Source organism: Acidaminococcus sp. AM33-14BH, assembly GCF_003603525.1.
Lineage (GTDB): Bacteria > Bacillota > Negativicutes > Acidaminococcales > Acidaminococcaceae > Acidaminococcus > Acidaminococcus intestini.
The window spans coordinates 26430-52360 of the sequence record NZ_QTNG01000012.1 but is presented as its reverse complement, the minus strand read 5'-3'; the positions used below and the strand labels follow the sequence as shown (position 1 = coordinate 52360).

Annotated in this window: 17 protein-coding genes, 1 tRNA gene and 1 riboswitch; of the genes, 5 read left to right on the top strand and 13 right to left on the bottom strand. The window is 49.5% G+C overall.

Annotation, left to right across the window (positions count from 1 at the left end):
- Positions 1 to 61: 61 nt before the first annotated feature.
- From DW817_RS08880 to DW817_RS08865, 3 genes are all read right to left on the bottom strand, one after another.
- Positions 62 to 136 (bottom strand) — tRNA-Gly (locus DW817_RS08880).
- A gap of 63 nt (positions 137 to 199) precedes the next feature.
- The gene (locus DW817_RS08875; RefSeq protein WP_009015118.1) at positions 200 to 2473 is read right to left on the bottom strand and encodes an adenosylcobalamin-dependent ribonucleoside-diphosphate reductase; all 2274 of its coding nucleotides are present in this window, start codon (positions 2471 to 2473) and stop codon (positions 200 to 202) included.
- Positions 2474 to 2802: 329 nt separating this feature from the next.
- Entirely contained in the window at positions 2803 to 4407 is a 1605-nt protein-coding gene (locus DW817_RS08865) for a Na/Pi cotransporter family protein (protein WP_021736854.1), read from the bottom strand.
- Between the two features lie 801 nt (positions 4408 to 5208).
- Here DW817_RS08865 and DW817_RS08860 point away from each other — a divergent pair.
- The 3 genes from DW817_RS08860 to DW817_RS08850 are packed head-to-tail and all read left to right on the top strand — an operon-like array spanning position 5209 to position 8725.
- Positions 5209 to 6183, top strand: coding sequence for a TAXI family TRAP transporter solute-binding subunit (locus DW817_RS08860; RefSeq protein WP_009015120.1), 975 nt, complete (start codon positions 5209 to 5211; stop codon positions 6181 to 6183).
- A gap of 20 nt (positions 6184 to 6203) precedes the next feature.
- Positions 6204 to 6746 carry a DUF1850 domain-containing protein gene (locus DW817_RS08855; protein ID WP_120112132.1) on the top strand — a complete coding sequence of 181 codons (543 nt, stop codon included), beginning with the start codon at positions 6204 to 6206 and terminating at the stop codon, positions 6744 to 6746.
- Positions 6747 to 6772: 26 nt separating this feature from the next.
- Positions 6773 to 8725: a TRAP transporter permease gene (locus DW817_RS08850; RefSeq protein WP_243634107.1), complete on the top strand. Its 1953-nt coding sequence runs from the start codon at positions 6773 to 6775 to the stop codon at positions 8723 to 8725.
- 1196 nt (positions 8726 to 9921) lie between these two features.
- Here the strand turns inward: DW817_RS08850 and nifJ are convergent.
- The gene (gene nifJ, locus DW817_RS08845) at positions 9922 to 13431 is read right to left on the bottom strand and encodes a pyruvate:ferredoxin (flavodoxin) oxidoreductase (RefSeq protein WP_009015122.1); all 3510 of its coding nucleotides are present in this window, start codon (positions 13429 to 13431) and stop codon (positions 9922 to 9924) included.
- 391 nt (positions 13432 to 13822) lie between these two features.
- Positions 13823 to 13921, top strand: a riboswitch (TPP riboswitch).
- 84 nt (positions 13922 to 14005) lie between these two features.
- Between nifJ and thiC the strand changes: the two genes are divergently transcribed.
- Positions 14006 to 15310 carry a phosphomethylpyrimidine synthase ThiC gene (gene thiC / locus DW817_RS08840; RefSeq protein WP_120112186.1) on the top strand — a complete coding sequence of 435 codons (1305 nt, stop codon included), beginning with the start codon at positions 14006 to 14008 and terminating at the stop codon, positions 15308 to 15310.
- A 106-nt stretch (positions 15311 to 15416) separates the two neighbouring features.
- On the opposite strand, the gene DW817_RS08835 is transcribed toward thiC, so the two are convergent.
- The 6 genes from DW817_RS08835 to DW817_RS08810 form a co-directional block, all read right to left on the bottom strand.
- A complete protein-coding gene (locus tag DW817_RS08835) occupies positions 15417 to 15872 on the bottom strand; it encodes a LysO family transporter (RefSeq protein ID WP_014128004.1) in 456 nt (151 codons plus the stop codon).
- Positions 15872 to 16666 (bottom strand): DUF3100 domain-containing protein, encoded by a 795-nt coding sequence (locus DW817_RS08830; protein ID WP_009015125.1) that lies wholly within the window; start codon positions 16664 to 16666, stop codon positions 15872 to 15874. Before DW817_RS08830 ends, DW817_RS08835 begins: the two co-directional genes overlap by 1 nt.
- Complete coding sequence (locus DW817_RS08825; RefSeq protein WP_009015126.1) at positions 16663 to 17991, bottom strand: amidohydrolase; 1329 nt, start codon at positions 17989 to 17991, stop codon at positions 16663 to 16665. Before DW817_RS08825 ends, DW817_RS08830 begins: the two co-directional genes overlap by 4 nt.
- Before the next feature lie 203 nt (positions 17992 to 18194).
- Complete coding sequence (locus tag DW817_RS08820) at positions 18195 to 19424, bottom strand: glycerate kinase (RefSeq protein ID WP_120112125.1); 1230 nt, start codon at positions 19422 to 19424, stop codon at positions 18195 to 18197.
- A 93-nt stretch (positions 19425 to 19517) separates the two neighbouring features.
- Entirely contained in the window at positions 19518 to 20573 is a 1056-nt protein-coding gene (locus tag DW817_RS08815; RefSeq protein WP_009015128.1) for a mechanosensitive ion channel family protein, read from the bottom strand.
- Between the two features lie 69 nt (positions 20574 to 20642).
- Positions 20643 to 21152: a shikimate kinase gene (locus DW817_RS08810; RefSeq protein ID WP_009015129.1), complete on the bottom strand. Its 510-nt coding sequence runs from the start codon at positions 21150 to 21152 to the stop codon at positions 20643 to 20645.
- Between the two features lie 201 nt (positions 21153 to 21353).
- On the opposite strand from DW817_RS08810, the gene aroD reads away from it, so the two are divergent.
- Entirely contained in the window at positions 21354 to 22109 is a 756-nt protein-coding gene (aroD, locus tag DW817_RS08805) for a type I 3-dehydroquinate dehydratase (protein ID WP_016459766.1), read from the top strand.
- 57 nt (positions 22110 to 22166) lie between these two features.
- Here aroD and DW817_RS08800 read toward each other — a convergent pair whose 3' ends face one another.
- From DW817_RS08800 to DW817_RS08790, 3 genes are all read right to left on the bottom strand, one after another.
- Entirely contained in the window at positions 22167 to 23360 is a 1194-nt protein-coding gene (locus tag DW817_RS08800; protein WP_120112122.1) for a VWA domain-containing protein, read from the bottom strand.
- Between the two features lies 1 nt (position 23361).
- Positions 23362 to 24162, bottom strand: coding sequence for a MoxR family ATPase (locus DW817_RS08795; protein WP_009015132.1), 801 nt, complete (start codon positions 24160 to 24162; stop codon positions 23362 to 23364).
- A 213-nt stretch (positions 24163 to 24375) separates the two neighbouring features.
- Positions 24376 to 25869: an aldehyde dehydrogenase family protein gene (locus tag DW817_RS08790; protein ID WP_226828513.1), complete on the bottom strand. Its 1494-nt coding sequence runs from the start codon at positions 25867 to 25869 to the stop codon at positions 24376 to 24378.
- Between the last annotated feature and the right edge of the window lie 62 nt (positions 25870 to 25931).

Below are 25931 nucleotides of genomic sequence, written 5' to 3'. Positions count from 1 at the left end.
CGTTCCTTTCAAAAATAAAGAAAAAATCCCGCAGTCACAAACTGCGGGATGAGCGTTTCATTGGAGCGGAAAACGAGATTCGAACTCGCGACCCCCACCTTGGCAAGGTGATGCTCTACCACTGAGCTACTTCCGCAACGAAGAGAATTATACCAGATGGCAGCGGTTCCGTCAAGGATGTTTTTACTGCGGCACGGCTTTAGTAGCACTTACTCCATCCACAGTTCTTACAGGTATTGCAGCCTCCTTCAAAGACAAGGGGTTCCCCGCATTGAGGGCAAAAAATATCTTCCGCCCGTACTTTTTTGGTGACGGCTTTTTTCACTTCTTTGGTGGGAATCTGAGGGGCAGTTTTGCCTGTCAGTTCCTGCTGTACTTCGTTATACATATCAAGGAGCGCATTACCAACCGCCAAGGGACAGCATGACCCACGGCTTGTATCCCCTCTTGTGATCCGCCGCACGGCATAACTGGGGCAGTTGCCCGTGGAATTGAGCTGATCAATGATGGTATAGATATCAATACCAGCACGGGCCGCAATGGAAATCATCCGGGACAAACCAATCATGAAATTGTTGCAGCCGCCGGTGGATCCTTTGCTCAAGTAGGTTTCCAGAAGGGCTCCTGTTTCTGGATCAAAAAAGGCCATGCAGTGCAAACTGCCGCAGCCAGTGATCAGTTTTCGTTTCTTGCCGATGACATGGTCATCAATGGCAACGATTTCTCCGCGGGCAAGGCCTTCCCCTGCAATGGGGGCCTCTTTTTTATGATCTTCCACATGCGTCGTGAGGATACCGGCACGCTTGCAGCCATCACGGAAAATGGTGACACCCTTGCAGCCGCTTTCATAGGCAAGCAGGTAAAGATGTTCCGTATCTTCAACAGTAAAGCTGTTGGGGACATTGACAGTTGAACTGATTGAAGCGTCAATATGCTGCTGGAAAGCGGCCTGCATGGCGATACGATCCTCATAGGGAAGGGTCATAGCCGTGACGAAATAAGAAGGCAGCTGGGAGTCATCCTTGAGATCATGCTGCTTCATATAGCGTTCCACAATGGGCGTATAGACCTTGTAATAGACATCGGCCGCATGAAGGGATTCTGTTTTACGCTCATAATAGTTTGCATAAATCGGCTCAATGCCGCCGGAAATACCCAGCATCGTTGAAAGGGTTCCCGTCGGCGCAATGGTCAGAAGCTGGGAATTGCGAAGGCCATATGATTTCACAAGCTGTACGGTTTCTTCCGTCGTATTGGCTTTGAAATAAGGGGTTTCCATCACTTCTTCTGCGCAAAACTGCTCATAAGAGCCGCGCTCTTTGGCAAGAAGGGCAGAAGAAGCAATGGCCGTATCTGCCATAGTAAAGCCCAAGGTATGACAAAAATCAACCGCTTCCTTACTGCCGTAGGTCAGGCCCATTTTAAGGAGCATATCACCAAGGCCCATAATGCCAAGGCCAATCTGGCGCCATTTGGCAACACTTTCCCGCTGTTCTTCCAAGGGATGGAGCGGGAGCCCCTCTTCAAGTACATCATTCAAGGCTCGGACAGCCACATGGATTGCTTGCTTGAATCCTTCCTGATCAAAAGAAGCCTCTTCCGTGAATGGGTCCTTGACAAATTCCGCAAGGTTCATGCTGCCAAGAAGACAGGAACCGCCTGCTGGAAGGGGTTCTTCCGCACAGGGATTGACACCGGCAAACTGGAAGGATTTAGTGTTGGACAATAGGTTCCAGCTTGTAATCCGGTCCCAGAAGAGCGCACCCGGTTCCGCGTAATCCCAGTTCGTCTCCGCAAGAAGATGGAAGACCTCCGCCGCATCTACCAAGGACTCGATGGTCTCGCCCGTTTCTTTGCGCGTATAATGAAGGCGGAACTTGCGGTTTTCTTTCACGGCCTCCATGAAGTCGCCACTGATCCGAACGGAAATATTGGCTTTTGTCACTTTATCCAGGTCTGTCTTCAATTTAATGAAGTCAACAACATCAGGATGGGAACAATCAATGGAAATCATGAGGGCTCCACGGCGCCCATTTTGCCCAATCAGCTCTGTTACAAGGGAATAAAGGGTCATGAAGGAAATGGAACCGCTCGTCTGCTTGGCCGCGTTGTTGATATGGGCTCCTTTAGGGCTCAATTTTGATATATCAATGCCACAGCCCCCACCGTAACTATAGGTCCGAGCCAGTTTCCCTGCCCTGTCAAAGATGCTCTCAATGCTGTCTTCCGGCGGTTCTACCACATAACAATTGGAAAGGGTAATCTTCTTTCCCTTGTTTTCAAGGCCTCGGTTAGCCAGGATGCGTCCTCCAAAGAGGAATTTTTGTTCCTTGATCAATTCCCGGACTTGCTCATCACCGCCGCTTACCCTGTCCAGCCAGGCATCAAAAGTTTCACTGTCATCGCGGTACTTGTTTTGCCAAATATCAAGACCCAGCTGATTATCTGCGCCAAGCCATTCCTGAACTTCCATAATCGTCTCCCCTTTTCAATATCTTGTTGTTCGGTTTTCAATTACTCACTATATATAGTGTTTTTTTATTTATACGGTATTTATCGTAGCAGGAAGTCCAGCTCCCGTCAAGAAAGCATTTTCCAAAACCTTGTCAAGATGGATTGGACCATTTTTTCTCATTTTGGTTAGCCGGTAAATACCTCCGTTCTTCCTTTCTTGTAAGATGATCAATGAAAGAAATCGCCTGCAGCACAAGAATAAAGCCCTGCAGGCATATAGTTTTTGGGAAAGGGAAAACCGTGCCATGAAGCATCATCCTTCACAGCACGGTTTCATTCAAATAAGAATCAGAACTCACCCAGCACGATTTCGCACAGATTTTGGGCGTGATCGGAAACACGTTTCATATTAAGCAAGAGTTCCAGCATGACAAACCCCGTTTCCGGCGTACAAACGCCACGATTAAGTCGGTCCACATGGGAGCGGCGCATGGCTTTTTCCTTTTTCCGGACTTCATGGGAACGGGCAAGTGCCGTCTTGGCAAGATTTACATCATTATCTTCCAGGGCCTGAAGGGCATCCGCCGTGGTCCGTATGACCATGTCCCCGATTTCCTTCATCTCTTCCGCAGCTTCCGGAGAAAATGAAATTCCGTCTTCATTCATGGACTTGACTCGCTTGGCAATGGTTTCGGCATGATCTCCAATACGCTCCAAATCCATGCAGCAGTGAAGCAGACCTGTATGGATATTGGTCAGTTCCACGCTGAGGTTCTTTTCCGACATCTTTGTCAAATAGACCGTAATGGCTTCTTCCAAGTTGTCAATGACCGGTTCATGTTCCTTAATATACTTGACCTTTTTGGAATCATACTGATTGATACAGCTGAAAGCCCGTTTGGTATTGCCCAAGGCAAGGCTTCCCATACGGCTCACTTCTTTTCTTGCAAGGCTTAAAGCAATGGCCGGTGTATCGAGCATGCTTTCATTGAGGAACTTGGGCTGGTAGGAGATCTCGCCATTTTTATTGGGCATGATCTTTTCAATGAGTTTCGTGAACTGTCCCGCAAAAGGCAGGAAAAGAATGGTATTTACAACGTTAAATACTGTATGGGCGTTTGCAATCTGTCGGGAGATATTTCCCGCTGGAGAAATCTTCAAGACCAAAGCCAAAAACTGGCTCAATAAAGCAATGGCGATGATACTCCCGATTAAATTGAAGAGCACATGGGAAAGGGCCACACGTTTTGCATTGATGTTGGCCTGCAGGGTTGCCAAAACGGCGGTAATACACGTCCCGATGTTATCCCCCAGCAAGACAGGGACAGCCCCTTCCAGCGGGATAAGACCTTGACCGGCCATGGCCATCAGGATACCGACCGTTGCTGAAGAGGACTGGATGACAACTGTCATACATAGACCAACCAAAAGGCCCAGGATGGGGTGTGTGGAGAAGCGGCCGATAAATTCCACAACGGCCGTATTATGACGCAGGGGAGCCACGGAATTGCTCATCATCGCCATCCCTAACATGAGGATACCAAACCCCATGAGTACTTGGCCAATATCTTTCATTTGTCGTTTCTTTGCCACTGTACGGATCAAAAAGCCGATGGCAAGGAGCAAAGTGATATAATCTGTCAGCTTGAACGCAATGAGCTGAGCCGTAATGGTTGTCCCAATATTGGCCCCCATGACAATCCCAAAGGCTTGCTGCAGGTTCATGAGACCTGCGTTGACAAGCCCCACGGTCATGACCGTTGTTGCGCTCGAAGACTGTAAAATGCTTGTGACGCCGGCACCTAAGGCAACACCATAAATCGTGCGCTTCGTCAGTGCCCCTAAAATCCGCTGGAGCTTACTGCCGGCAGCAGCCTGCAGGCCGTCGCCCATGAGCTGCATACCGTAAAGAAAGAGCGAAATCCCACCAAGGAACAAGAAAAATTGAAGCAAGGTAATCTCCCCCGTTAACATAGATCATACTGGATGCGGTCTACCATTTCATTACAAATTATTTACTTGTCTATTACATGATTTTACCACAACTTTTTCCATCAAGCTATGGGAACTGACCTGATTCCTCCTATTTTTACGCGGATTTTACACGTCCTAATGGCAGCAAAAAAAAAGTACGTTTCATCAAATAGTCATATATTTTTCATGAAATAAAATTATCGTTCGAAATATATCGAACATTATTTGCTATCTCTAAATTATCATTTTTAAGCTTAAATTTGGTTCCAAAAATCTTTTTTATTTTTTTCTCTGTTTAAGTCTATTATTAAAAGACTTTTGTGTTTATATAAAAGATTTTACTTTGGATTGTATTTCTTTTGTATTTCTGTCATATCCTTGCTTTTTTCTATGATTACAAAAAGGATGAGCTCGTTATCAGAAATCAGATCAATGCCTTGATTCTTCCCATTAAAACTAGGAAAAAATAGATTCTTACTACCAATATTAATTCTTAATTAAAGTTTTTTTTGCTTAAAAGGCTTCTTTTTATCCACCTAACGTCCCATTTTTATGACGGGAATCCTTGATTCAGTTTCTGTTTTGCACATTGTATGCAAACTCCACTATACAAAAACAGTCTCATATGTTACATAACAACTATGCTGTCTTATTCTTGACTTTTTGTAACATAAAGGTTACACTATTCATAACGAACAAGGCACGGAAAGACTTTTTCTATTGTTCGGTGTTTTCGTTGGTCTGTTTTTTTATTACACTGTATGGATGGAGGAGAGAACGATGAAAGCAAAAAAAATGGTAGCGGCATTCCTCGCAATGGCAGCAGCAACCGCTCTGATCGCTGGCTGCGGCGGCGGTGACAAAAAGGAAAGCAGCGGCGGTGAAAAGAAATTCATCAACATCGCAACAGGCGGTACGTCTGGGACCTATTATCCTTTGGGCGGGGCCTTGGCTGATATCCTTAACAAAAATGTCAAAGGCGCCAATGCTTCGGCTCAATCCACAGGCGCTTCCGTCGCAAACGTCAATCTCTTAAAAGAAGGCAAGGTTGATATCGGCTTTATCCAAAACGATATTTCCTACTATGCCGTAAATGGCGTTGAAATGTTCAAGGATAAAGCAGTAAAGAATCTTAAAGGCCTTGCCACCCTTTATCCGGAAACAATCCAGATTGTAACGACAAAAAAGACGGGCATCAAGACATTTGCTGATATCAAGGGCAAACGCGTCGCTGTTGGGGCTGCTGGCTCCGGGACGGAAGCCAACGCCCGTCAGATCCTCGAAGCAGCCGGAATCACCTACGATGACATCAAGGTCCAGTACCTTTCCTTTGGGGAAGCCGCTTCTGCCTTGAAGGACGGCAATGTGGATGTTGCTTTTGTAACAGCCGGATTCCCTACGGCAGCAATCCAGGACCTTGCTACCCAGCATGAAGTCGTGCTCCTGCCCGTTGATTCTGCCATGGCTGATGCCTTGATCAAAAAATATCCGTACTACACCAAGATCAAGATTCCTGCCAAGACTTACAATAATGTAGACACTGACGTAGAAGCTGTTGCGGTCAAGTGCATGCTCGTTGTTACAGATAAGATGAGCGATGAACTGGGCTACGATATTGTGAAAGCTCTTTATTCCAATCTTGACCGGATGAAAGCAGCTCACAACGTTGCAAAACTCATCACCAAGGAAACGGCCAAGGAAGGCATGTCCATTCCTCTGAACAAAGGTGCTGAAAAGTTCTTTAATGAAAAATAAGTAAAAAGCGGCGATCTCATATGGCAAATTGCACAGACCGGACACCACCCTCCAGTGGGGTTCGGTCTTTTTTTAAAAAAACCCTGTTTTTCATTATTTTGATTCTCCTTCTTGCAGGAGTCTCCTTCTCATGGTACGCAACAAGGCTCATCCTCGTCCTGAAACCTTCTGACGGTGCAGCGCCTGTAGTCTTTTCCGTCAACGAAGGAGACGAATGGGTTTACCATTATAAGCATTCGGTCCAACAGACCCCCTGCTATGAATACTTCCGGATCAATGGGCCCCATAACATGACCATGACCCACACCATCTATGAATCTTATGGAGTTGGCCTTCCCTATAGTCTCACGGACGGCGCCTTCAAACCATTAAAAAAAGAGGGTAAATTTGAGATGATCATGAACCGGCCCTATGAAAAGATTGCCTTTCGGGCGGCCAGCGAGGCCCGCCCCAGCGTCACCTATGGAAACAGGACCATTGATCTTGTGAATCAATTTGGTCAAGGCACACGCGTTGATGTGCTCAGCATGAAACGATATACTTTCTGGTTCATGGAATCATGAACTGGAGAAAGGAAGTGGCTCTCACTATGACAGAAGAAAAGAAACAGACAGCGCCCCAAGAAATGTCTGCGGAAGAAGTCATGAAAAAATATGATAAGGAATCAGACAAGAGAAACCCCGTAGGTGCCTGGCACTATATCATTTCCGGCATTTGCATCCTCTTTGCCTGTTTCCAGCTGTATACTGCAATCTTTGGGGTGCTTGACGCCCATCTGCAGCGCACCATCCATTTGATGTTTGGCTTGACGCTGATTTTTCTCCTTTACCCAGGACGCAAATCCTGGTCCCGTTCTTCCATGAATCCCATTGATGTCATTTGTGCCCTTCTAGGGATTGGCACCACAGGCTATCTGCTCCTGAACTACCAGGAACTGGTCCTGCGTGCGGGTCTCAATACCCAGACAGATATCATCGTGGGCATCATTGGTGTCCTCATGGTCTTTGAAGCAACACGCCGCACAGTCGGCTGGCCGATGCTGACCGTTGCGCTCATCTTTGTAGCCTATGCCTTCCTCGGCCCTTATATGCCGGGGATTCTCGCCCACCGCGGCGTTGGCTTTGACGAACTTGTCAGTCACCTCTTCTTTACGACAGAAGGCATCTTCGGTGTACCCATGGGGGTATCGTCCACTTTTATCTACCTCTTCATCCTCTTTGGTGCTTATCTTGATGCCACGGGCCTTGGCAAGTTCTTCATCGATATGGCCAATGCCCTTGCAGGCTGGGCCATTGGCGGCCCGGCTAAAGTTGCCGTTCTGTCAAGCGGTCTGATGGGGACAGTTTCCGGTTCGTCTGTAGCAAACGTTGCTGGTACCGGATCTTTTACGATTCCCATGATGAAAAAACTGGGCTATCGTCCTTCCTTTGCCGGAGCAGTTGAAGCGGCGGCCTCCACAGGCGGTCAGCTTATGCCGCCGGTCATGGGTGCTGCGGCCTTCTTGATGGCAGAATTTGTTGGTGTCCCTTACATCGAAGTTGTTAAAGCGGCCGTCATTCCGGCCCTTCTCTACTACACAGGGATTTGGCTGAGCGTCCATTATGAAGCCAAGAAATACGGCCTTAAAGGAACGCTTCGCGACCAGCTTCCAAAATTTGGCCCCTTACTCCGGGAAAAAGGTCATCTGGCGGTTCCCCTGATTGTCATCGTTTACCTGCTTGTATCAGGCTATACTCCGATGCGTGCTGCCCTTTATGCCATTGGCCTGACGATTGTCTGTGCCTGCATGAGAAAGAATACGCGCATTACCTTTGCACAGTTTATAAATGGCCTGGTTGAAGGGTCCCAATCCGTACTGGGTGTCCTCATTGCCTGCGCTTCGGCAGGCATCATCATCGGCGTCGTCACAAAGACCGGCGTCGGCCTAAAACTTGCTACGGCTCTGCTTGACCTTGCTCAAGGCAAGATGATTCCGGCCATGTTCTTTACGATGATTACCTCCCTGATCCTCGGCATGGGCGTTCCGACGACGGCAAACTACGTCATCACCTCGACAATTGCAGCCCCAGCCCTCGTTCAGATGAAGGTTCCGGTTCTTGCGGCCCATATGTTTGCCTTCTACTTTGGGATCGTCGCAGACGTTACGCCGCCAGTTGCCTTAGCTGCTTATGCCGGATCCGGGATTGCTGGCTCCAACCCCATGAAAACAGGCGTTACGGCAGCAAAACTGGCCATTGCCGCCTTCGTCGTGCCCTACATTTTCGTATTGGCACCGCAGCTCCTCATGATCAATGCCACGGTACCCATGATCCTGATGGCCATGGTCACAGCTATTATCGGCATGTGGGGCCTGTCACTGGCCATGATTGGATTCTGCCAGCATCCCCTGACCGCACTGCAGCGTATCGCCTTCTTTATTGGCGGCCTGTGCCTCATCATTCCTGGCAGTATGACCGATATCGCCGGCATCGGCATCCTCGTCCTCTGCTATCTCTGGCAGAAAAAGAATCCGGGTGGCCCGCTGCCAAATGTAGGAGACTGATTTGCGTACTGTCGAAAAGGAATGCTATGGATCATAGTTTTCCTCGTTCGCTTCTCTTCTTACGGGAAACACCCCTTACCCATTGCCGCGGGTAAGGGGTGTTTTCTCTTTGGAAAGGTTGGAGGAGTCGGCGCACAAATCGCGCCGATACTCCAAAAAAGCGTGCCACCATTGCTCAATTTCTCATTTTTATGATGCAATGGTAGCATGACGATTCGTAGTTTGTTTCGTTTCTGATTGGGGGATACCTTACGCCTGGGCGCTTTCCCTCCTAACCTCGTGTCGTCACCTCCAGCGCCCAGCTTATCAGGCAAGAAGCTTTTATCAGCCTATGGACCTAGACGCAGCCATCTGCGTTGTCGCCCACGACCTCAATCGCCTCGACATACACAAACCGTATGCCGTCGTCGATGAGGCCGGGTGCTCCTAGCATCTGACTACGTCTAGGCCATATTTGAAAAAAGCAAATGGGACAAAAAAATTGTGAGGGAAAAGACCGTAAGGCCGGCGCCAAACTGTCTCCCTTCGGTCGTGGGCGCCGAATTAATTTCGCCCTCAAACAGGTTTCTCGGACTTCCGCTATCGCTCCAAAAGCGTCCTTCGAAACTTCGGGCGAATGGTCCTCACTACCGTTCGTAAGGAAACGTCGCTGCGCTCCTCATCCACCACCGAAAGGGCATGCTATCATGCGATTTACAATCCTACTAAGAAAAAATGTTTGCAACACCTTCTTACACGAAAACGGTTCCTTTACTTCTGCAGCCGCAATGGATTTATACTTGTGCGGCTGTAAGGGTTAATCCGACTCGCGCTCCGCCTTTGTCGCGCTCCCTGGATAAGCGCCCTGTCACGATCTCTCGCTTTGCTCTTTCCAAGGCGCAAAGGGAGCTCGCGAATCGATCGGCGATGCGCTTACCACCCTGGTGGGGCGGATCGATTTTGGAGAAATCGAGTTCTAAGGGAAAAGACCGGAAGGCAAAAGACCAGAAGCCAAAAGATTGGAAGGCTAAAGCCCTATGGAAATAGACCACCGGACGGTGTCACAGAAGCCGATAGAAGCGCATTTCTGCACCAGACATACCATCATCATAGAGAAACAGCAAAAGGGAATCCCCATCCAAACAAGGTTTGGATGGGGATTCCCTTTTTTTCTAAAAAAAGACCGCCGCAAATGCGACGGTCTTTTGAAGACTCAATTATTCAGCGTCCAGCTTTTCATAGCCAGCGCGGCGTTCTTGAGCATCTTTCTTCGTCTTAGCGAAGAGTTCTTCAGCCTGATCCGGGAAGGCTTTAGCCAGGGATGCATAACGAACTTCGCCCTTCAGGAAGTTTTCGAATTCATCGAAGTTCGGAGCCTTGCTGTCGAGGAAGAAGGACTTCTGTCCCTGTTCCTTCAGTTCAGGATTATAACGGTAGTTGCACCAGTAACCGCAATCAACGGCTGCCTTTGCTTCGAGCTGGGAGTGACCCATGCCACGTTTGATACCGTGGTTGATGCACGGAGCGTAAGCAATGATGAGGGAAGGACCATGGTAAGCTTCAGCTTCCTTGATTGCCTTCAGGGCCTGGTTCTTATCAGCACCCATGTTGATTTGAGCAACATAGACATAACCGTAGCTCATAGCCATCATGCCGAGATCCTTTTTCTTGGTTCTCTTACCGCTGGCAGCGAACTTAGCAACAGCAGCTTCCGGCGTGGACTTGGAGGACTGGCCGCCCGTGTTGGAGTAAACTTCGGTATCGAAGACAAGAACGTTGACATCATCGCCGGAAGCGAGGACGTGATCCAATCCGCCGTAACCGATATCGTAAGCCCAGCCGTCACCACCAAAGATCCACTGGGAACGTTTAACGAAGAACTGTTTGTCGTTGTAGATGGCTTCGAGTTTGTCGTTACCGCTCTTTTCAGCTTGGAGCAGAGCTTCGAGCTTTTCAGCGCGTTCACGGCTGCCTTCGCCAACTTCAGCGTTAGCAATCCAGTCTTCCATAGCAGCTTTCAGGTCAGCGCTGACGGAATCCTTAACGGCTTCCATTTCCTGAGCCAGGCGTTCACGAACGGCTTTGACACCGAGATACATACCCAGACCATATTCAGCATTGTCTTCGAACAGGGAGTTAGCCCAGGCAGGACCATGACCCTTATGGTTCTTGGTGTACGGCATGGAAGGAGCGGAAGCACCCCAAATGGAGGAGCAGCCCGTAGCGTTAGCAATCATCATGCGGTCACCATAGAGCTGGGTTACCAGTTTAGCATACGGAGTTTCGCCGCAGCCTGCGCAGGCACCGGAGAACTCAAGCAGCGGCTGTTCGAACTGGCTGCCCTTAACGGTGTATTTATTCATCGGGTTGGTCTTTGCAGAGACCTTCTTGATGCCATATTCCCAAGCATCTTTCAGATGTTCCTGGGTAGCAAACGGCATCATGACAAGGGCTTTTTCCTTAGCCGGGCAAGCGTCTACGCAGTTGCCGCAGCCTTGGCAGTCCATGGGGGAAACCATCATGCGGAAGTGCAGGTCCTTAGCGCCAACAGCCGGTTTAGTCGTAAATTCTGCAGGAGCAGCCTTTACTTCTTCGTCGTTCAGGAGAACAGGACGGATAGCAGCGTGCGGGCAGACATAAGAGCACTGGTTGCACTGAATGCAGTTTTCAATCTTCCATTCAGGAACATTGATTGCAATGCCGCGTTTTTCATAAGCAGCCGTACCAGCAGGGAACGTACCATCAACCTGGCCCATGAGTTTGCTGACAGGCAGGTCATGGCCTTCCTGTTTGTTCATGGGAACCATGACATCGTCAACCCAAGCGTTGCCCGTCTTCGGATAGAGTTCCGTATCAGCCGCATTTGCCCAAGCAGCAGGAACTTCAACCTTATGGATGGCATTGACGCCCTGGTCAACAGCAGCGTTGTTCATGTCAACAACCTTCTGGCCTTTCTTGCCATAGCTGGTGACGATGGATTCCTTCAGGTACTTCACAGCATCTTCAACAGGGATGATACCGGTCAGTTTGAAGAAAGCAGCCTGCATGATCATGTTGATACGACCGCCAAGGCCGATGCTTTCAGCAATCTTAACAGCATCAATGGTGTAGAAGTTGATCTTATGTTCAACAAGATAACGTTTCAGCTGTCCTGGAAGTTCCTTATCCAGTTCTGCATCGGTCCAAGGGCTGTTCAGGAGGAACGTGCCGCCATCTTTCAGGCCAGCCATGACGTTGTAGCGATGAACATAAGAAGAGTTATGAACAGCTACATAGTCAGCCGTGTTGATAAGGAACGGCATATGGATTGGAGTATGACCGAAACGCAGGTGGGACACGGTAATACCGCCGGACTTCTTGGAGTCATAAGCGAAGTAGCCCTGTGCGTACATATCGGTCTTATCGCCGATGATTTTGATAGCGCTCTTGTTGGCGCCAACCGTACCATCGCTGCCGAGGCCCCAGAACATGCAGCTCGTGGTGCCTTTCGGGGTGATGTCGAATACTTTTTCCTTCGTGAGGGAGGTGTTCGTTACATCATCAACGATACCAACGGTGAAGTGGTTTTTCGGTTCAGCCTTCTTGAGGTTGTCGAAGACAGCCAGGGCATCGCCAGGATAGAATTCCTTGCTGCCGAGGCCGTAACGGCCGCCAACAATCAGGGGTTTGTCAGCCATGTTGTAGTATACATCACGGACATCGAGGTACAGCGGTTCGCCGTTTGCGCCAGCTTCCTTCGTACGGTCAAGAACAGCAATTCTCTTGACAGTCTTCGGCATAGCAGCCAGGAAGTGTTTAGCAGAGAACGGACGATAGAGGTGAACGTTCAGGACACCGACTTTTTCGCCTTGTTCGCAAAGGATCTTGGCAACTTCTTCAGCAGTCTGAGCACCGCTGCCCATCATAACAACGACATTTTCTGCATCAGCAGCGCCGGTGTAGTTGAAGAGTTTATAATCACGGCCAGTCAGCTTGCTGATTTTTTCCATGTATTCTTCAACGATTTCAGGCAGGGCATCATAGTATTTGTTGACAGCTTCGCGAGTCTGGAAGTAGATATCCGGGTTCTGAGCCGTACCGCGGGTAACAGGGTTATCCGGATTCAGGGCATGTTTGCGGAATTTATCCAGTGCTTCGTAGTCAATCAGTTTAGCAAGGTCATCATAGTCCAAAAGTTCAATCTTCTGGATTTCGTGGGAAGTACGGAACCCATCGAAGAAGTTCAGGAAAGGAACATGACCTTTAATAGCAGCCAGATGGGCAACAGCGGTCAGGTCCATGACTTCCTGTACGCCGGATTCAGCAAGAAGTGCAAAACCGGTCTGGCGGCAAGCCATAACGTCAGCATGGTCGCCGAAGATGTTCAGGGAGCTGGTAGCCAGTGCACGAGCAGCGACGTTGAAAACTGCAGGAAGCAGTTCACCAGCGATCTTATACATGTTCGGAATCATCAGGAGCAGACCCTGGGATGCGGTATAGGTGGTGGTCAGTGCACCAGCGGCAAGGGAGCCGTGTACAGCACCGGAAGCACCAGCTTCGGACTGCATTTCCATGATCTTGACAGGACGACCAAAGATGTTCTTCTTTCCATGGGAAGCCCATTCATCGCTGACTTCAGCCATCGGAGAAGACGGAGTGATCGGGTAGATTGCGGCAACATCACTGAACGCATAGGAAGTATACGCAGCGGCGGTGTTACCATCCATGGTCTTAAATTTTTTTGCCATTGTTCAAAGCCCCTCTTTCTTAGAAAAGTGACTGATCTGGGATGAACGATATCATTCCATTCAGTCTCTCTAATCTCCTGTATTATATAACAAATTTAATATAATCACAAATAAATTTTTCTCCAATTTCCCTACAATTTACTTGATAATGGGAAATGTATAATTATCTGAAAAATAAGACGTATCATTGGATGGGATAATGCTACAGCCCGTTATCAGAAGCATTGAATCAAGTCCGTATTTTTTCTCTCATTTATTTGTTTTCGCCGTCTTGAGCCATAAGAAAACCCCTTTTCGTTTCCGTTGTATCCATGAAACAAAAGGGATGGGCCGTTTGCATTTTGCAAAAGCATCTGTTACAATGACTGCAGATGGACGCTTCTTGCGTCCACGGTAACACTGGGGGTGCGCATTCGCTGAGAGGCCCTTTGGCCGACCCTTTGTACCTGATGCGGTTAATACCGACGTAGGAAAGTGTGCCGGCCGGGCTGGAGATGAAAAAAGACCAACCAAGGGACCGCTTTTCTATGGAAAAAGCGGTCTCTTTCTTATTATCTTCAAGGAGGAAATTTTCATGAAAACTCAAAGACAGTCAGCCCTTGCCGGTATCATTACGGAAGAAATGAAGGAAGTCGCACGCCAAGAAGGGCTATCAGCTGAAACAATCCGAGAGCGTGTGGCCAAGGGAACCATTGTCATCTGTGCCAATATCAACCATAAAAACCTCAAGGTCCGCGGTGTTGGGGAAGGGCTTTCGACAAAGGTCAACGCCAATATTGGGACTTCAACGGCCTACCCCGATCCCGCGCCCGAGCTGAAAAAACTGGATGCGGCCATTGCAGCTGGTGCCGATGCGGTCATGGACCTTTCAACGGGCAACAACATCGACGCCTCCCGCCGTGCCATTATCGAGCATTCGACGGTCATGGTCGGCACCGTTCCCATTTATCAAGCCACGGTTACGGCAATCCGAAACCATGGCAAAGTGACGGATATGACGAAAGAAGACATCTTTGAAGTCATCGAGCAGCAGGCCCATGACGGGGCTGACTTCATGACCATGCACTGCGGTCTCACACGCCGTGCCGTGGATATCCTCATTGCCGAAGGACGCGAAATGGATATTGTAAGCCGCGGCGGCTCCTTCATTGCCGGGTGGATGCTCGCCAACAACAAGGAAAATCCTTTTTACGAGCATTTTGATGAAATCCTTGATATCTGTGCCCGCTACGATGTAACCATCAGCTTAGGCGACGGGCTGCGTCCAGGCTGTCTTGCCGATGCAACGGATCGGGCCCAGATCACAGAACTCATCACCCTTGGGGAGCTGACGGATCGTGCCTGGGAAAAAGGCGTCCAGGTCATGGTAGAAGGTCCGGGGCACGTTCCTTACAATCAGATTGCCGCCAACATGCAGCTGCAGAAACGGCTCTGCCACGGGGCGCCTTTCTATGTGCTGGGGCCCCTTGTGACTGATATTGCACCGGGCTACGACCACATTACTTCTGCAATTGGCGGGACCCTCGCAGCTGTCAGCGGAGCCGATTTTCTCTGCTACGTAACTCCGGCTGAACATTTGGGACTGCCTGATCTCAATGACGTTCGTGAAGGGGTTGTCGCCGCCCGCATAGCCGGTCATGCGGCCGATGTTGCCAAGGGCCTCCCCCAGGCAGTGGCCCAAGATCTTGCCATGGCAAAAGCCCGCAAAAAACTAGACTGGGAAGCTCAAATGGAACTTGCCATCGATCCTCAAAAAGCCCGTGCCATCCGCAATGCCAAGAACAAGAGTACGGATGAATACTGCTCCATGTGCGGAGATTACTGTGCTGTCAAGATCATTGGCGAATACCTTGACGATAAGAAAAAGAAAAAACACTGAAGTCCATTGGGAAAAGGCCAATAAGCACCCTACTCCCTTTCCCCAAGACATCAAAAAGGGCTTGCTGAACACTTCCTGTTCGGCAAGCCTTTTTTCATAGGAAAAGTCAGATCTGGCCAATAGCCTTTAAGATGATTTGGGCAATGATGGCAGAACCCAAATAGGTGCCGGCAAATATGACGCAGCTCAAGATAACGATGCGCCACCCTGTCGACTTAAAGGCATCCATATCCTTACCGATGGAAACACCGGCATAGGCAAGGATGAGCGTACAAAGAGAAACAAACCCGACTTTCTTCATATAAAAGTTGATGACATCACTTCCAGGAAACCCCGGATACGTCAATATACAGCCTAACGTCACAACATAGGCAACAGCAGGAATCTTTCCCGGCATATATTTGCCAAGAAGGATCCCCGCCATGGAAATCCCTACAAGGATCAACAGCCCGGGCAGGCCTTCAATCACACCGCCAGCGCCGGAAAGGGCATTGGAAATCGCCCCTTCGATACTCATGAGAAGCAGGATAGCAAAAGTTTCTGCTAAATTATATCCAATCATTATTCTTCCTCCTTCGTGAGTACGTGACCATATTTTACGATACAGCACTTTTTATAGAGGTATTCCGTAAGCGGCAGGGCGAGCCAAATCGACATATAAAGCCCATCGAGGCCAGAGAGCATATTGCTGGCAGCACCAAAAGCAGCCAGCTGGTCTGCCATCTGGGGATACATGACGGCAAGCGCACCGACAGCGGACGACATCATACTTGCACTGCCAACGCCAGATGCCATGGCAAGCGCGTAAGGATGAAAGATTCCAAGGGCAGCGCAGAAACTGGCCATGAGACCAAAGAAAATCGTTCCGAAAACAGTGCCGCTGATATAAACACCCATAACACCGCGACCTTCTGGGGTATCAAGGCCATAGCGCTCACCGACAAGGGCAATATTCGGTTCACGGGCTATGGAATGGGCCGCACCGATGGTTTCCCGCTTGAGTCCAAAGAACACGGCAAGCGGTACCCCGACAAGGACGGTGCCCAAGTTTCCAAATTCCTGTAAAATCAAGGCCGGACTGGCGCTGATGATCTTGGGCAAGGTTGGTCCCACAAGGGTCCCATAGCGGGCCATGAGGAGCATGAGCGTCAGCCCTATCAAGGAACTTGCATCTTCCATTTCCTTTTGCTTCATAATATTAAGGAAGCGCGGCGTCGTAAAGATTCCGATGATGAGGGCATAAAGCATGGGCAGCAGCACAATCTTTCCTGGGCCGACACTGAAGGATTTAACGCCAATCAGTTCCGCAATCACGATCATGAGCATGACACAGACATGCAGTTTGATGTTCTTCATGGTTCCTCCTCGCTGAAATAGCTGTCCAGTTTCTTGATGTAGGCATCCTTGGTGAGGATGGGTTCATAGTGATCCAAAAGAGCTTTGGCTTTTTGGGCATTGTCCGCCAGAAGATCAATGACCATACCGGCAAAAGCCTTGCCAGGCAGAAGCGCTGCCGCGTTAAAGTCGACAACCTTGAAATCGGCGCCGTGAAGGAGCCCGTCCGTTCCCCCAATAAAAGGATGGATAGCGGGCATAAGATGAGAAACGTCTCCCATATCTGTGGAAGCACTGAAATGGCCGGCATTGATGATCTTGACACTGGGGAACGCTTCCTTGGCATTTTCTACCAGAAGTTCATTAAGTGTGGCGTTGCAGACAAGGGGCAGATGACCAGGCATCGTGTCGATGTGGACTTCGGCACCAATAGCCATACCGCCAGCCCGCAGGGCGGCATCGACCTTTTTATGGGTCTTTTCGATGGCCTCCATCGTTTTGGCCCGCACATAGGTTTCAATCCGTACATCATCAGGAACATTATTTACAAGGTCCCCGCCTTTGGTAATGATTGGATGAACGCGAATGGCGTCTTCATCGCGGAATGTCTCCCTGAGGGAATTGATGCCCATAATGCCAAGCATGGCTGCGTTAAGTGCGTTGATACCCTGATCAGGCGCGTCAGCAGCATGAGCGGAGCGTCCTACATATTGGATGGTCTTACCAACAAATCCGTTGCTGCTCGTACCAACTGCAACCGTCGGTTCCGGCGTTTTCTTGCTGGAATGCATCTGCATGGCCATATCAATATCATCAAATTCGCCTTCGTAGATAAGCTGGCCCTTACCGTGAAGATAGTGGAGCTTACCTTCCCTGCGCAGTTTCTTTCGGTAAGCAAGCTGGACATATTCTTCGGCAGGAACGGCAAAGAAAACGACATTGCCGCAAAGCTCATCAAGCGCATGGGTACGGGCAAGCCCATAAGCGGCGGCGAGCATTGCGGACTGCTGCATATGGTGTCCGCAGGCATGGGCCGCGCCCGTGTCGGGATCAGCCAACGGATGATCCGGGGAACTGATAGCGTCCAGCTCTCCTAAGATGGCAATGGTAGGTCCTGGCTTCCCGCCTTTGAGAAGGCCTTTTACACCCGTAATAGCAAGATGGTTCCGGTAGGGAATCCCCAGTTTATCAAATTGAGCCTCTACCTTTTTTGCCGTCTTGAATTCCTTGAAACCAAACTCAGGTTCCTTGGCCACGCTTTTAGCATAGTCAAAGAGCTCATCGTAAGCGGCATCAATCGCAGCAAAAACCTTTTCTTTCAGTGCAAGCTTATCCGTAGCAATCACTCCTCTGTCCTCTATTTTTTACTTCTCGTTATGTTCCTAGTATACGACCATATACCAGTTTTATCAAATAAAGCTGGTATTTTTAATTAACTTCTTTATTTTGTTTCATATTTTTAATAGAGTACAAAAGTTTTCGCTCACTTTAACAGAAAAAGCACCCTTTTTGCAGAAAACTGCAAAAAGGGTGCTTTTTAACGTCGTCATCAGCCAATAAGAAGCACGGACAGATCGTTGACATTGGTCCCTGTTGGGCCTGTAACAAGAAGGCCATCCGATTTTTCAAGGGCATGGTAGGCATCATTGCGTTCAAGAACGTCGGGAATGGAAAGACCGGCTTCCAAAAGACGGGCTGCCGTCGAACCGTCAGCGTAGCCACCAGCAGCATCGGTCGGTCCATCCGTCCCGTCACTTCCAAAAGAGAAGACCGCCACGTTGGAAAGACCGGCAATCCCGCGAGCAGCAGAAAGCGCAATTTCTTGATTGCGCCCGCCCTTTCCCCGGCCACGAAGATGAACCACCGTTTCCCCGCCAGCCAGAAAAGCCATCTTTTTCCCGCAGCCAGCATATTCACGGCCCATAGCAGCAAGAAAGCTCCCGGCTTCCCGTGCTTCACAATCGAGACTGGACGTTAGGATATGGGTTCGGTAGCCCAGGGCTTCAGCCGCCCTTTTGCCGGCTTTCGCCAGCTCCGTCACACTGCCGGTGACAACCGTTTCAACATGATCAAGGCGCTTAGGGGTTTCCACGGCAAGACAGGCTTCTGCCTCCGGGGAAAGAATGACTTTGTAGCGCTCGATGACCCTTTGGGCATCCTCCCGCGTCGACGTATCAGGATAGGCCGGTCCAGAAGCAATCATATCCAAAGGATCGCCAATAATATCAGAAAGCACAATGGCATACACGTTAGCCGGTGCACAGATCTGAGCAAATTTTCCGCCTTTAACGGCGCTGAAACGCTTGCGGACCGTATTCATGGAAACGATGTCGGCGCCGCTCGATAAAAGATCGGAATTGATTTTCTGCAGTTCCGAAAGCGGAATAAGAGGCTTTTCAAAAAGGGCAGAGCCACCACCGCTGATAAGAAAAAGAACGGTATCATCCTTGCCAAGATCCTTGACCATATCAATGGCACGGGCTGTCGCGGCAACGGAATTGGCATCGAGGACAGGGTGCCCTGCTTCGTAGATTTCAAGGGGCGGCAACGCCCCTTTGGCGTGCTGGTATTTGGTAATGACAATGCCGCCGGAAATGCGGTCCCCCAAAAGGACAACCGTCGTCTTTGCCATCTGCCAGGCAGCTTTCCCAATGGAAACGACGACAATCCGGCCGCTGCCAAATTTTTTGTTCTTCAATGCTTTTTCAACGGCCGCATCGGGCAGGGATGCAGCCAGTGCTTTATCCATAATGATCTGGGCATCTTCACGTAACGTCATAGGTCCATCTCCTCATAAATTCAGGTTTCTCCCATTATAGCATGGGAGAAAAAAAGCCAAAAGAAAAAGGCACTCTTTTGGCTGAAAAATTGTTTATTTTTTTTCACGGGGAAGCGTCTCCACATAAATGCTCCGGCTCGGAAAAGCACAGGATACCCCGTCTTTTGCAAGAACATCCAGGACAAGAAGATTCACTTTTTCACGCACCTTGAGATAAGCGGCATAGTTTGTTTCATACGTATGGCAAATGATAAGGATATTGAGGCTGCTGTCGGCAAGGTCCGTAAAGGCAACGGAAATATCCTGATTGATGATCTGGGGATGGTTTTTCAGGGCTTCCGTCAGGTCCTCAATGAGGGTCTTCATCTGCTCGCTTGTCGTATCGTAGGTCACGCCGACTGTCATTTCAATGCGGCGGCGCTCCCGTACGGAATAATTGACAATGGGCGTTGAAATGATCAGGGAATTAGGAATGTTGACAAGTCCTTGGGCCAAAGTGCGAACATTCGTGCTGCGAAAGGAAATCGATTCAACAGCCCCTTCAATCTCATTGCAGACAATCCAGTCACCAATGCGGAACGGATGATCAAGCATAATGATACAGCAGGCAATGATATTGGAAAGAGAGTCTTTGGCCGCTAGGGAAACGGCAAGGCCGCCAATGGAAAGGCCGGCGACAAAGCCGCTGATATCAAAGCCCCAGAAGCTCACAACGGCAGCTATGCAGAAACAGATGACAAGGATACGCAGGCACATGGAAATAAAGTTTCCCAAGGTTGCGTCAAGACTCCATTTGCCTTTTTTCGTCAAAAAAGAAAAAACATAATTCGTAGAGCTGAAAAAATTGTACCAGACCCAATGGAATGCAATAATGACACAGCTCGCCATGACATGCTGTACAAAGGTTTGGATCCGGGGCACATCAAGGGGGGCTGCCTGGACCATAAGATAAATACCACCGGAAATGATGGCAAGGCGTCCCGGTTTATAAAGAGCTGTCGCGATATTCTGGTCTGCATCATCAGGCAGTTTATTGAGGATAAAACGAATGACCCGCGTGGATAGGATGCGAAACAGCATATAGATCATGACCGTTACAGCACCAATGACAAAAACGGGGAGCCATTCCTTGATAAAAGTTGGTTCCATGTAGGTCCTCCTTAGGTAGGATGCGATAAGAAGCGCTGAATCTTCTCCTATAGGATAACAAAAAGGTCCTTATCCTTCAACCACGCCCTGTTCCCTTAAGGCAGCAAGAACGGCCTCCACCGTTTCTTTGATGCCGCCCCGAACGGAAATATGGAGATCTGCCGCGGCAAGATACAGGGCATAGCGTTCATCATAAAGCTCTTTGAGGCGATTTTTTGATGCAGAAAGAAGCGGCCGTCCCATCTGGTCCACGGACGATGCGATGGCCTCAAGGGAACGGTCCAGAAAAATGAGGAAGCCCCCATGTTTAAGAAGAGCCACATTCTCGGCCTTTTTGATAACGCCACCGCCGCAGGAAAGAACAATCCCCTCTTTTTGACAAAGTTCCCGCAAGGTCTCTGTTTCCTCCTGGCGAAAGGCTGCCTCGCTTTCCCGAAATAGTTCCTTGATGTCCCGATGGATCCTTTCCCTTAGCCGAACATCACTGTCAAAGAAGGGCCATGCCAGGGTGCGTGCCACTTCTTTTCCAATGGTCGTCTTGCCCGCCCCAGGCATGCCAATGAAGATTATATTTTTCACAAAGGGTTCCTCCTTGATTCATGCACAATTTTCATCATTGGGAAAGAGCCTGTTCCACCTGATACAGTTCATTCTGTCCATCAGGACAAAGGCCCCCCTTTCCCGGCTTTGATTTGACAAATCACGCATCTCACCATAGAATACACTTATTCTTATTTTTTGACAACATAGAAGCATAGAAGCAAAGTAGGAGGGCAAAATATGTCAAGAATAGTAAAGGTACGCAATGTAAAAATCGGTGACGGCATTCCCAAAATCTGCATCCCCATTACGGATACAGATTTTGACGGCGTCAAGAAATCAGTCCGTCTCATTGAAAATTCTCCCCACGATATGGTTGAGTGGCGCGCTGATTTCTATAAAGATCTTGCCGATCCGGAAGTCCGTATCAAACCCATGATGTATCTGAGAAATTCCTTACCTGACGACCCAATCCTATTTACCATCCGGACGAGTGTCGAAATGGGTGTTCTTGAAATCGATACTGCGGACTACGTGACCCTGAACCTTGCCGTCATTGACAGCGGACTCATCGACCTTGTGGACGTGGAACTATCCCGCGGGGATAAGGCCGTGCGCACCGTCGTCGAAGCCGCCCATAAGGCTGGCGTCAAGGTGATTGTCAGCCGTCACAATAACATCAATACACCGGACCGCGATGTCATTGTAGGAAACCTTTGCCAGATGCAGGATCTTGGGGCAGACATCGTGAAATTTGCCGTCACGCCCCGCTCGGAACGGGATGTATTACGCCTTCTTGATGCAACGCTCGCCATGAAGGAAGATCATAACACGACGCCAGTCATTACCATGAGTATGGGGAAATTAGGCGTCATCAGCCGCATCTGCGGCGAAGTATTTGGGTCGGCCGTAACCTTTGGCACGGCTGGGAAAGCCTCTGCCCCAGGCCAGCTTCCAGCCAACCAGCTTTCCATTTACCTCAAGAGCCTCAACTGACAAAAACCAAAAAAGACTGTGAAGAAGCGGAACATCCCGCGTCTGCACAGTCTTTTTTCATTTCTGCAGATGGTCGATAGCCTTTTCAAGCCCTTTTAATGTAAGGGGAAACATGGGCACTTCCTTTGCAATGATGCCCACGGTCCGCATGCTGTAGTCATAATGCCAGAGCTTTTCATGGAGAGGATTGAGCCAGACCATATGAGGAAAGTGCCGCCTTACCATCTGGATCCATTCAAGGCCGGGCTTTTCGTTGCCATGCCAGTCATCGATGTTCCCATCCACGGCAAGGAGCTCATAGGGTCCCATATGGGCATCCCCAATCACAATGACTTTATATTCGCTCTTGATGTTATGAAGGACCGCTTCCGTCGCAATCCGATTGGGCCAGGCGCAGCTGGGGTCATGAAAGAAATTCTCATACCAGCAGTTATGGAAATAGTAGGTCTTAAGATCCTTGAAATGATGGCCTTCGTGAAGTGCTTGAAAAAGACGTGCACAAAGGGTCACATAAGCATCCATGGAGCCTCCGCTGTCCATGAGAAGCAGCAGTTTGGTCTGGTTCTTGCGGGGCTTTTTCATGATAATTTCCAGTTGACCGCCCTTTTTCGTCGTTGCGGCAACGGTCTCCTCCACATCCAGTTCCGTAGCTGGAGTCTCTTCCCGATTGGAGAGGCGTCGCAGCCTGCGCAGGGCAACCTGGAACTGGCGGATCCCAAGCACATGATCATCACGGAAATCACGGAAATGACGCTCCTCGGCCACCTTTAAGGCATGCTCTCCGCCGCGCTGGCCCCTGATACGGATGCCTTTAGGGGCATAGCCCGAATGGCCAAAGGCCGTAATGCCGCCCGTGCCGATCCATTTACTGCCGCCATGGTGCTCCTCTTTTTGTTCCTTTATCCGCTGGCTCATGATTTCCCGAATCTCCTCAAGGCTCTTGTTTTCCCATAGGAGGCGGGCCGCCTCAAAATCGGGATCCGATAGGGTGAGGGCGTGGGAAAGCCACCGTTCCATCTCTTCCGATAGGTCCGCATGATCTGCCAGACCCTTGAAATAAGCTGCAAAGGCTTGGTCGAAACGGTCGTAATCGGTTTCCCGTTTAACCAAGATGGCCCGTGCCATATGGTAGAACTCCATAAGGCTTTCCTTTTCAAGGCCCAAGCGAAGTCCATCCATGAGGGCCGTCCACTCGACAAGGCCCACAGGCAACCCATAGGCCCGAAGCAGATAGAGAAAATCCGTAAACATATCAGTACCCCACGCGTTTCAAGTCTTCCGTCTTTTTTAGAAGTACGCCGATAAAGGGGATTTCTTCAGATAGGGTCTCCGCATCAATGCCCCCAATGACAAGGGCCCTTACCCAGTCAAGAAGTTCCGAGGTACCGGGTTTCTTGGAAAGGCCGCTTAACTTGCGGAGGTCATAGAACGCCTTGATGGCCGCATTGACCAAGGTCTCCTCCAAGTTGGGGTCATGGGCATGAATGATCTGGCGCATCATGTCCGGATCGGGGAAGGCAATGTAGTGGAAGATGCAGCGGCGCAGGAAAGCATCCGGCAGTTCCTTTTCCGCATTGGACGTAATGATGACAATGGGCCTCTTTTTGGTGCGGACCGTCTCCCCCGTTTCGGGAATGTAAAATTCCATGCGGTCCAGTTCCCACAAGAGGTCATTGGGAAATTCCAAGTCCGCCTTATCGATTTCATCAATGAGAAGGACGCTCTGCTGATCTTCGCTAAAAGCCTCGCCCAGCTTGCCCAGATGGATGTATTTTTTGATGTCATCCACTCCCTCGGCACCAAACTGGCTGTCATAAAGACGCTGCACCGTATCATAGACATAGAGTCCGTCCTGAGCCTTCGTTGTAGATTTGATGTTCCAAATGAAAAGCTTCATGCCCAGGCTGTCCGCAATGGACTGGGCCAGCATGGTCTTTCCCGTTCCCGGTTCTCCTTTGATGAGGAGCGGTTTTTGGAGCGCCGCTGCAATGTTGACACTGCGAACGAGCTCTGGCGAGGCAATATACGTATCACTTCCTTGGAATTGTTTCATAAGGTCTCCTTTTCGGGGCCCCTCCTTACAGAGAAGGTCCTTTGTTTTTATATGGTTCCATGATACTTAACTTTTCCTTTTGAAGCAAGGTTTGATCCATAAAAATGCAGCAGAAGGGAGCAAGTCACCTTCTGCTGCATCAGATTGAGTAGGAGGGGAAAACGGAGATGGAGGAGGCGCTTTCCCCAAGAGGGTTTTCTATAAAGGTCTTTATTATTCTTCGTCCATGCCCGGTTTAAAGAAGTCACCGAAAAGTTCTTCGTTGGAAGGCATATCCTTGGCGATTGGCCGAGCAACCCATGTAGTGTTCATATAATGTTTCAGGGTAATGTTCTCTGAAACGATGTTGCCACCCCAAGTGCCGCAGCCCATGGAAGAAGTCGGAGGCATACCGTTCCAGGCAGAGCCAGCGTTGCCGCGGTTGTTCGGCTGACGGACCATGATGCGGGAAACAGGGGCAGCCATGCCCAGGCGATGAATGTGATCATCGCTGAAGGAGTAAATACCGCAGGAGTGACCTTTACCACCTACATTGAAGAGAGCCTGCATCATGGTGAGGGCATTTTCAAATTCGCCTTCATATTTGAAGAGAGCCAGGAGGGTCGTCAGTTTTTCACTGGAGAAGAAGTGTTCCTTGCCAATATCGTTGATGCCGCCGCCCGTTACTGCAATGAACTTGCGGTCTTCAGGGATTTCAAAGCCAGCAGCAAGGGCCAGTTTCTGGGGGCTGATGGCAACGGTGTTCGGCAGACGGTGCCCCGTTTCATCCCACATGACTTTCTTCAGTTTCTCAGCCTCTTCTTCATTGGCAAGGTAAGCGCCTTCAGCCACAAGAGCCTTAACGAAGTCATCATAAATGGATTCATGGATGACGAGGTTACCGTCGCAGGAGCAGCCAGAACCAAAGTCACTGGTCTTGGAAATACGAGTGTTTTCAGCGGCTTCTTTCTGGCGTTCCGGCGTATTGCACGTGTCATCAATGATGACAGTTGCATTGCCGGCACCGGAACCATAGGCAGGCGTCCCGGAAGAATAAGCAGATTTGACCATGGGACGGCCACCCGTTGCAATAACAAGGTCGCAGCGTTCCATGAGGACTTTCGTCAGGTTGATGGACGGGTCCTTGATACCTTGGATGATATCTGCCGGAGCCCCTTCGCGAACAAGGGTCGCGCGGATGATGTCGATGATTTTATTCGTTACGACCTTGGCTCTCGGATGGGGAGAACAGATCATGACGTCACGAGCTTTGATAGCATATACAATCTGACCAGCAGGGGTCAAGCAGGGGTTCGTCGTCGGGACGAGGGAAGCGATGACACCGGCCGGTTTAGCGTATTTCACAAGACCCTTTGCAGGGTTTTCTTCGATAATGCCAACACTAGGCTGACGCAGGCAGTCACGGAGAATCAATTTGATTTTGTTTCTCTTATTTCTCTTCGTTACTTTATCGCCAAGAGAGGTTTCGTCAACGGCTTCGTCACATATCGGAGCCCAGACCTTCATATCGCAGACAGCAGCTGCAACAGCCTGGCAGAGACGGTCAACACGCTGTTGATCGTACGTTGCAATGATATCAAGGGCCGTATGGGCACGGGCAACCATTTCATCGATTTGAGCAATCTGTTCCGGGGTAACTTCTTTTGCCATAAGTAAACGCTCCTTTTTTACTGGGGAAAAACCGTCATAAAGAGGCCTTTCCGAAATTTTCGGTACATCTTATCTGTCTTTAGTATGCCGTAGATAGGCAGTAAAGTCCAATACGCGTT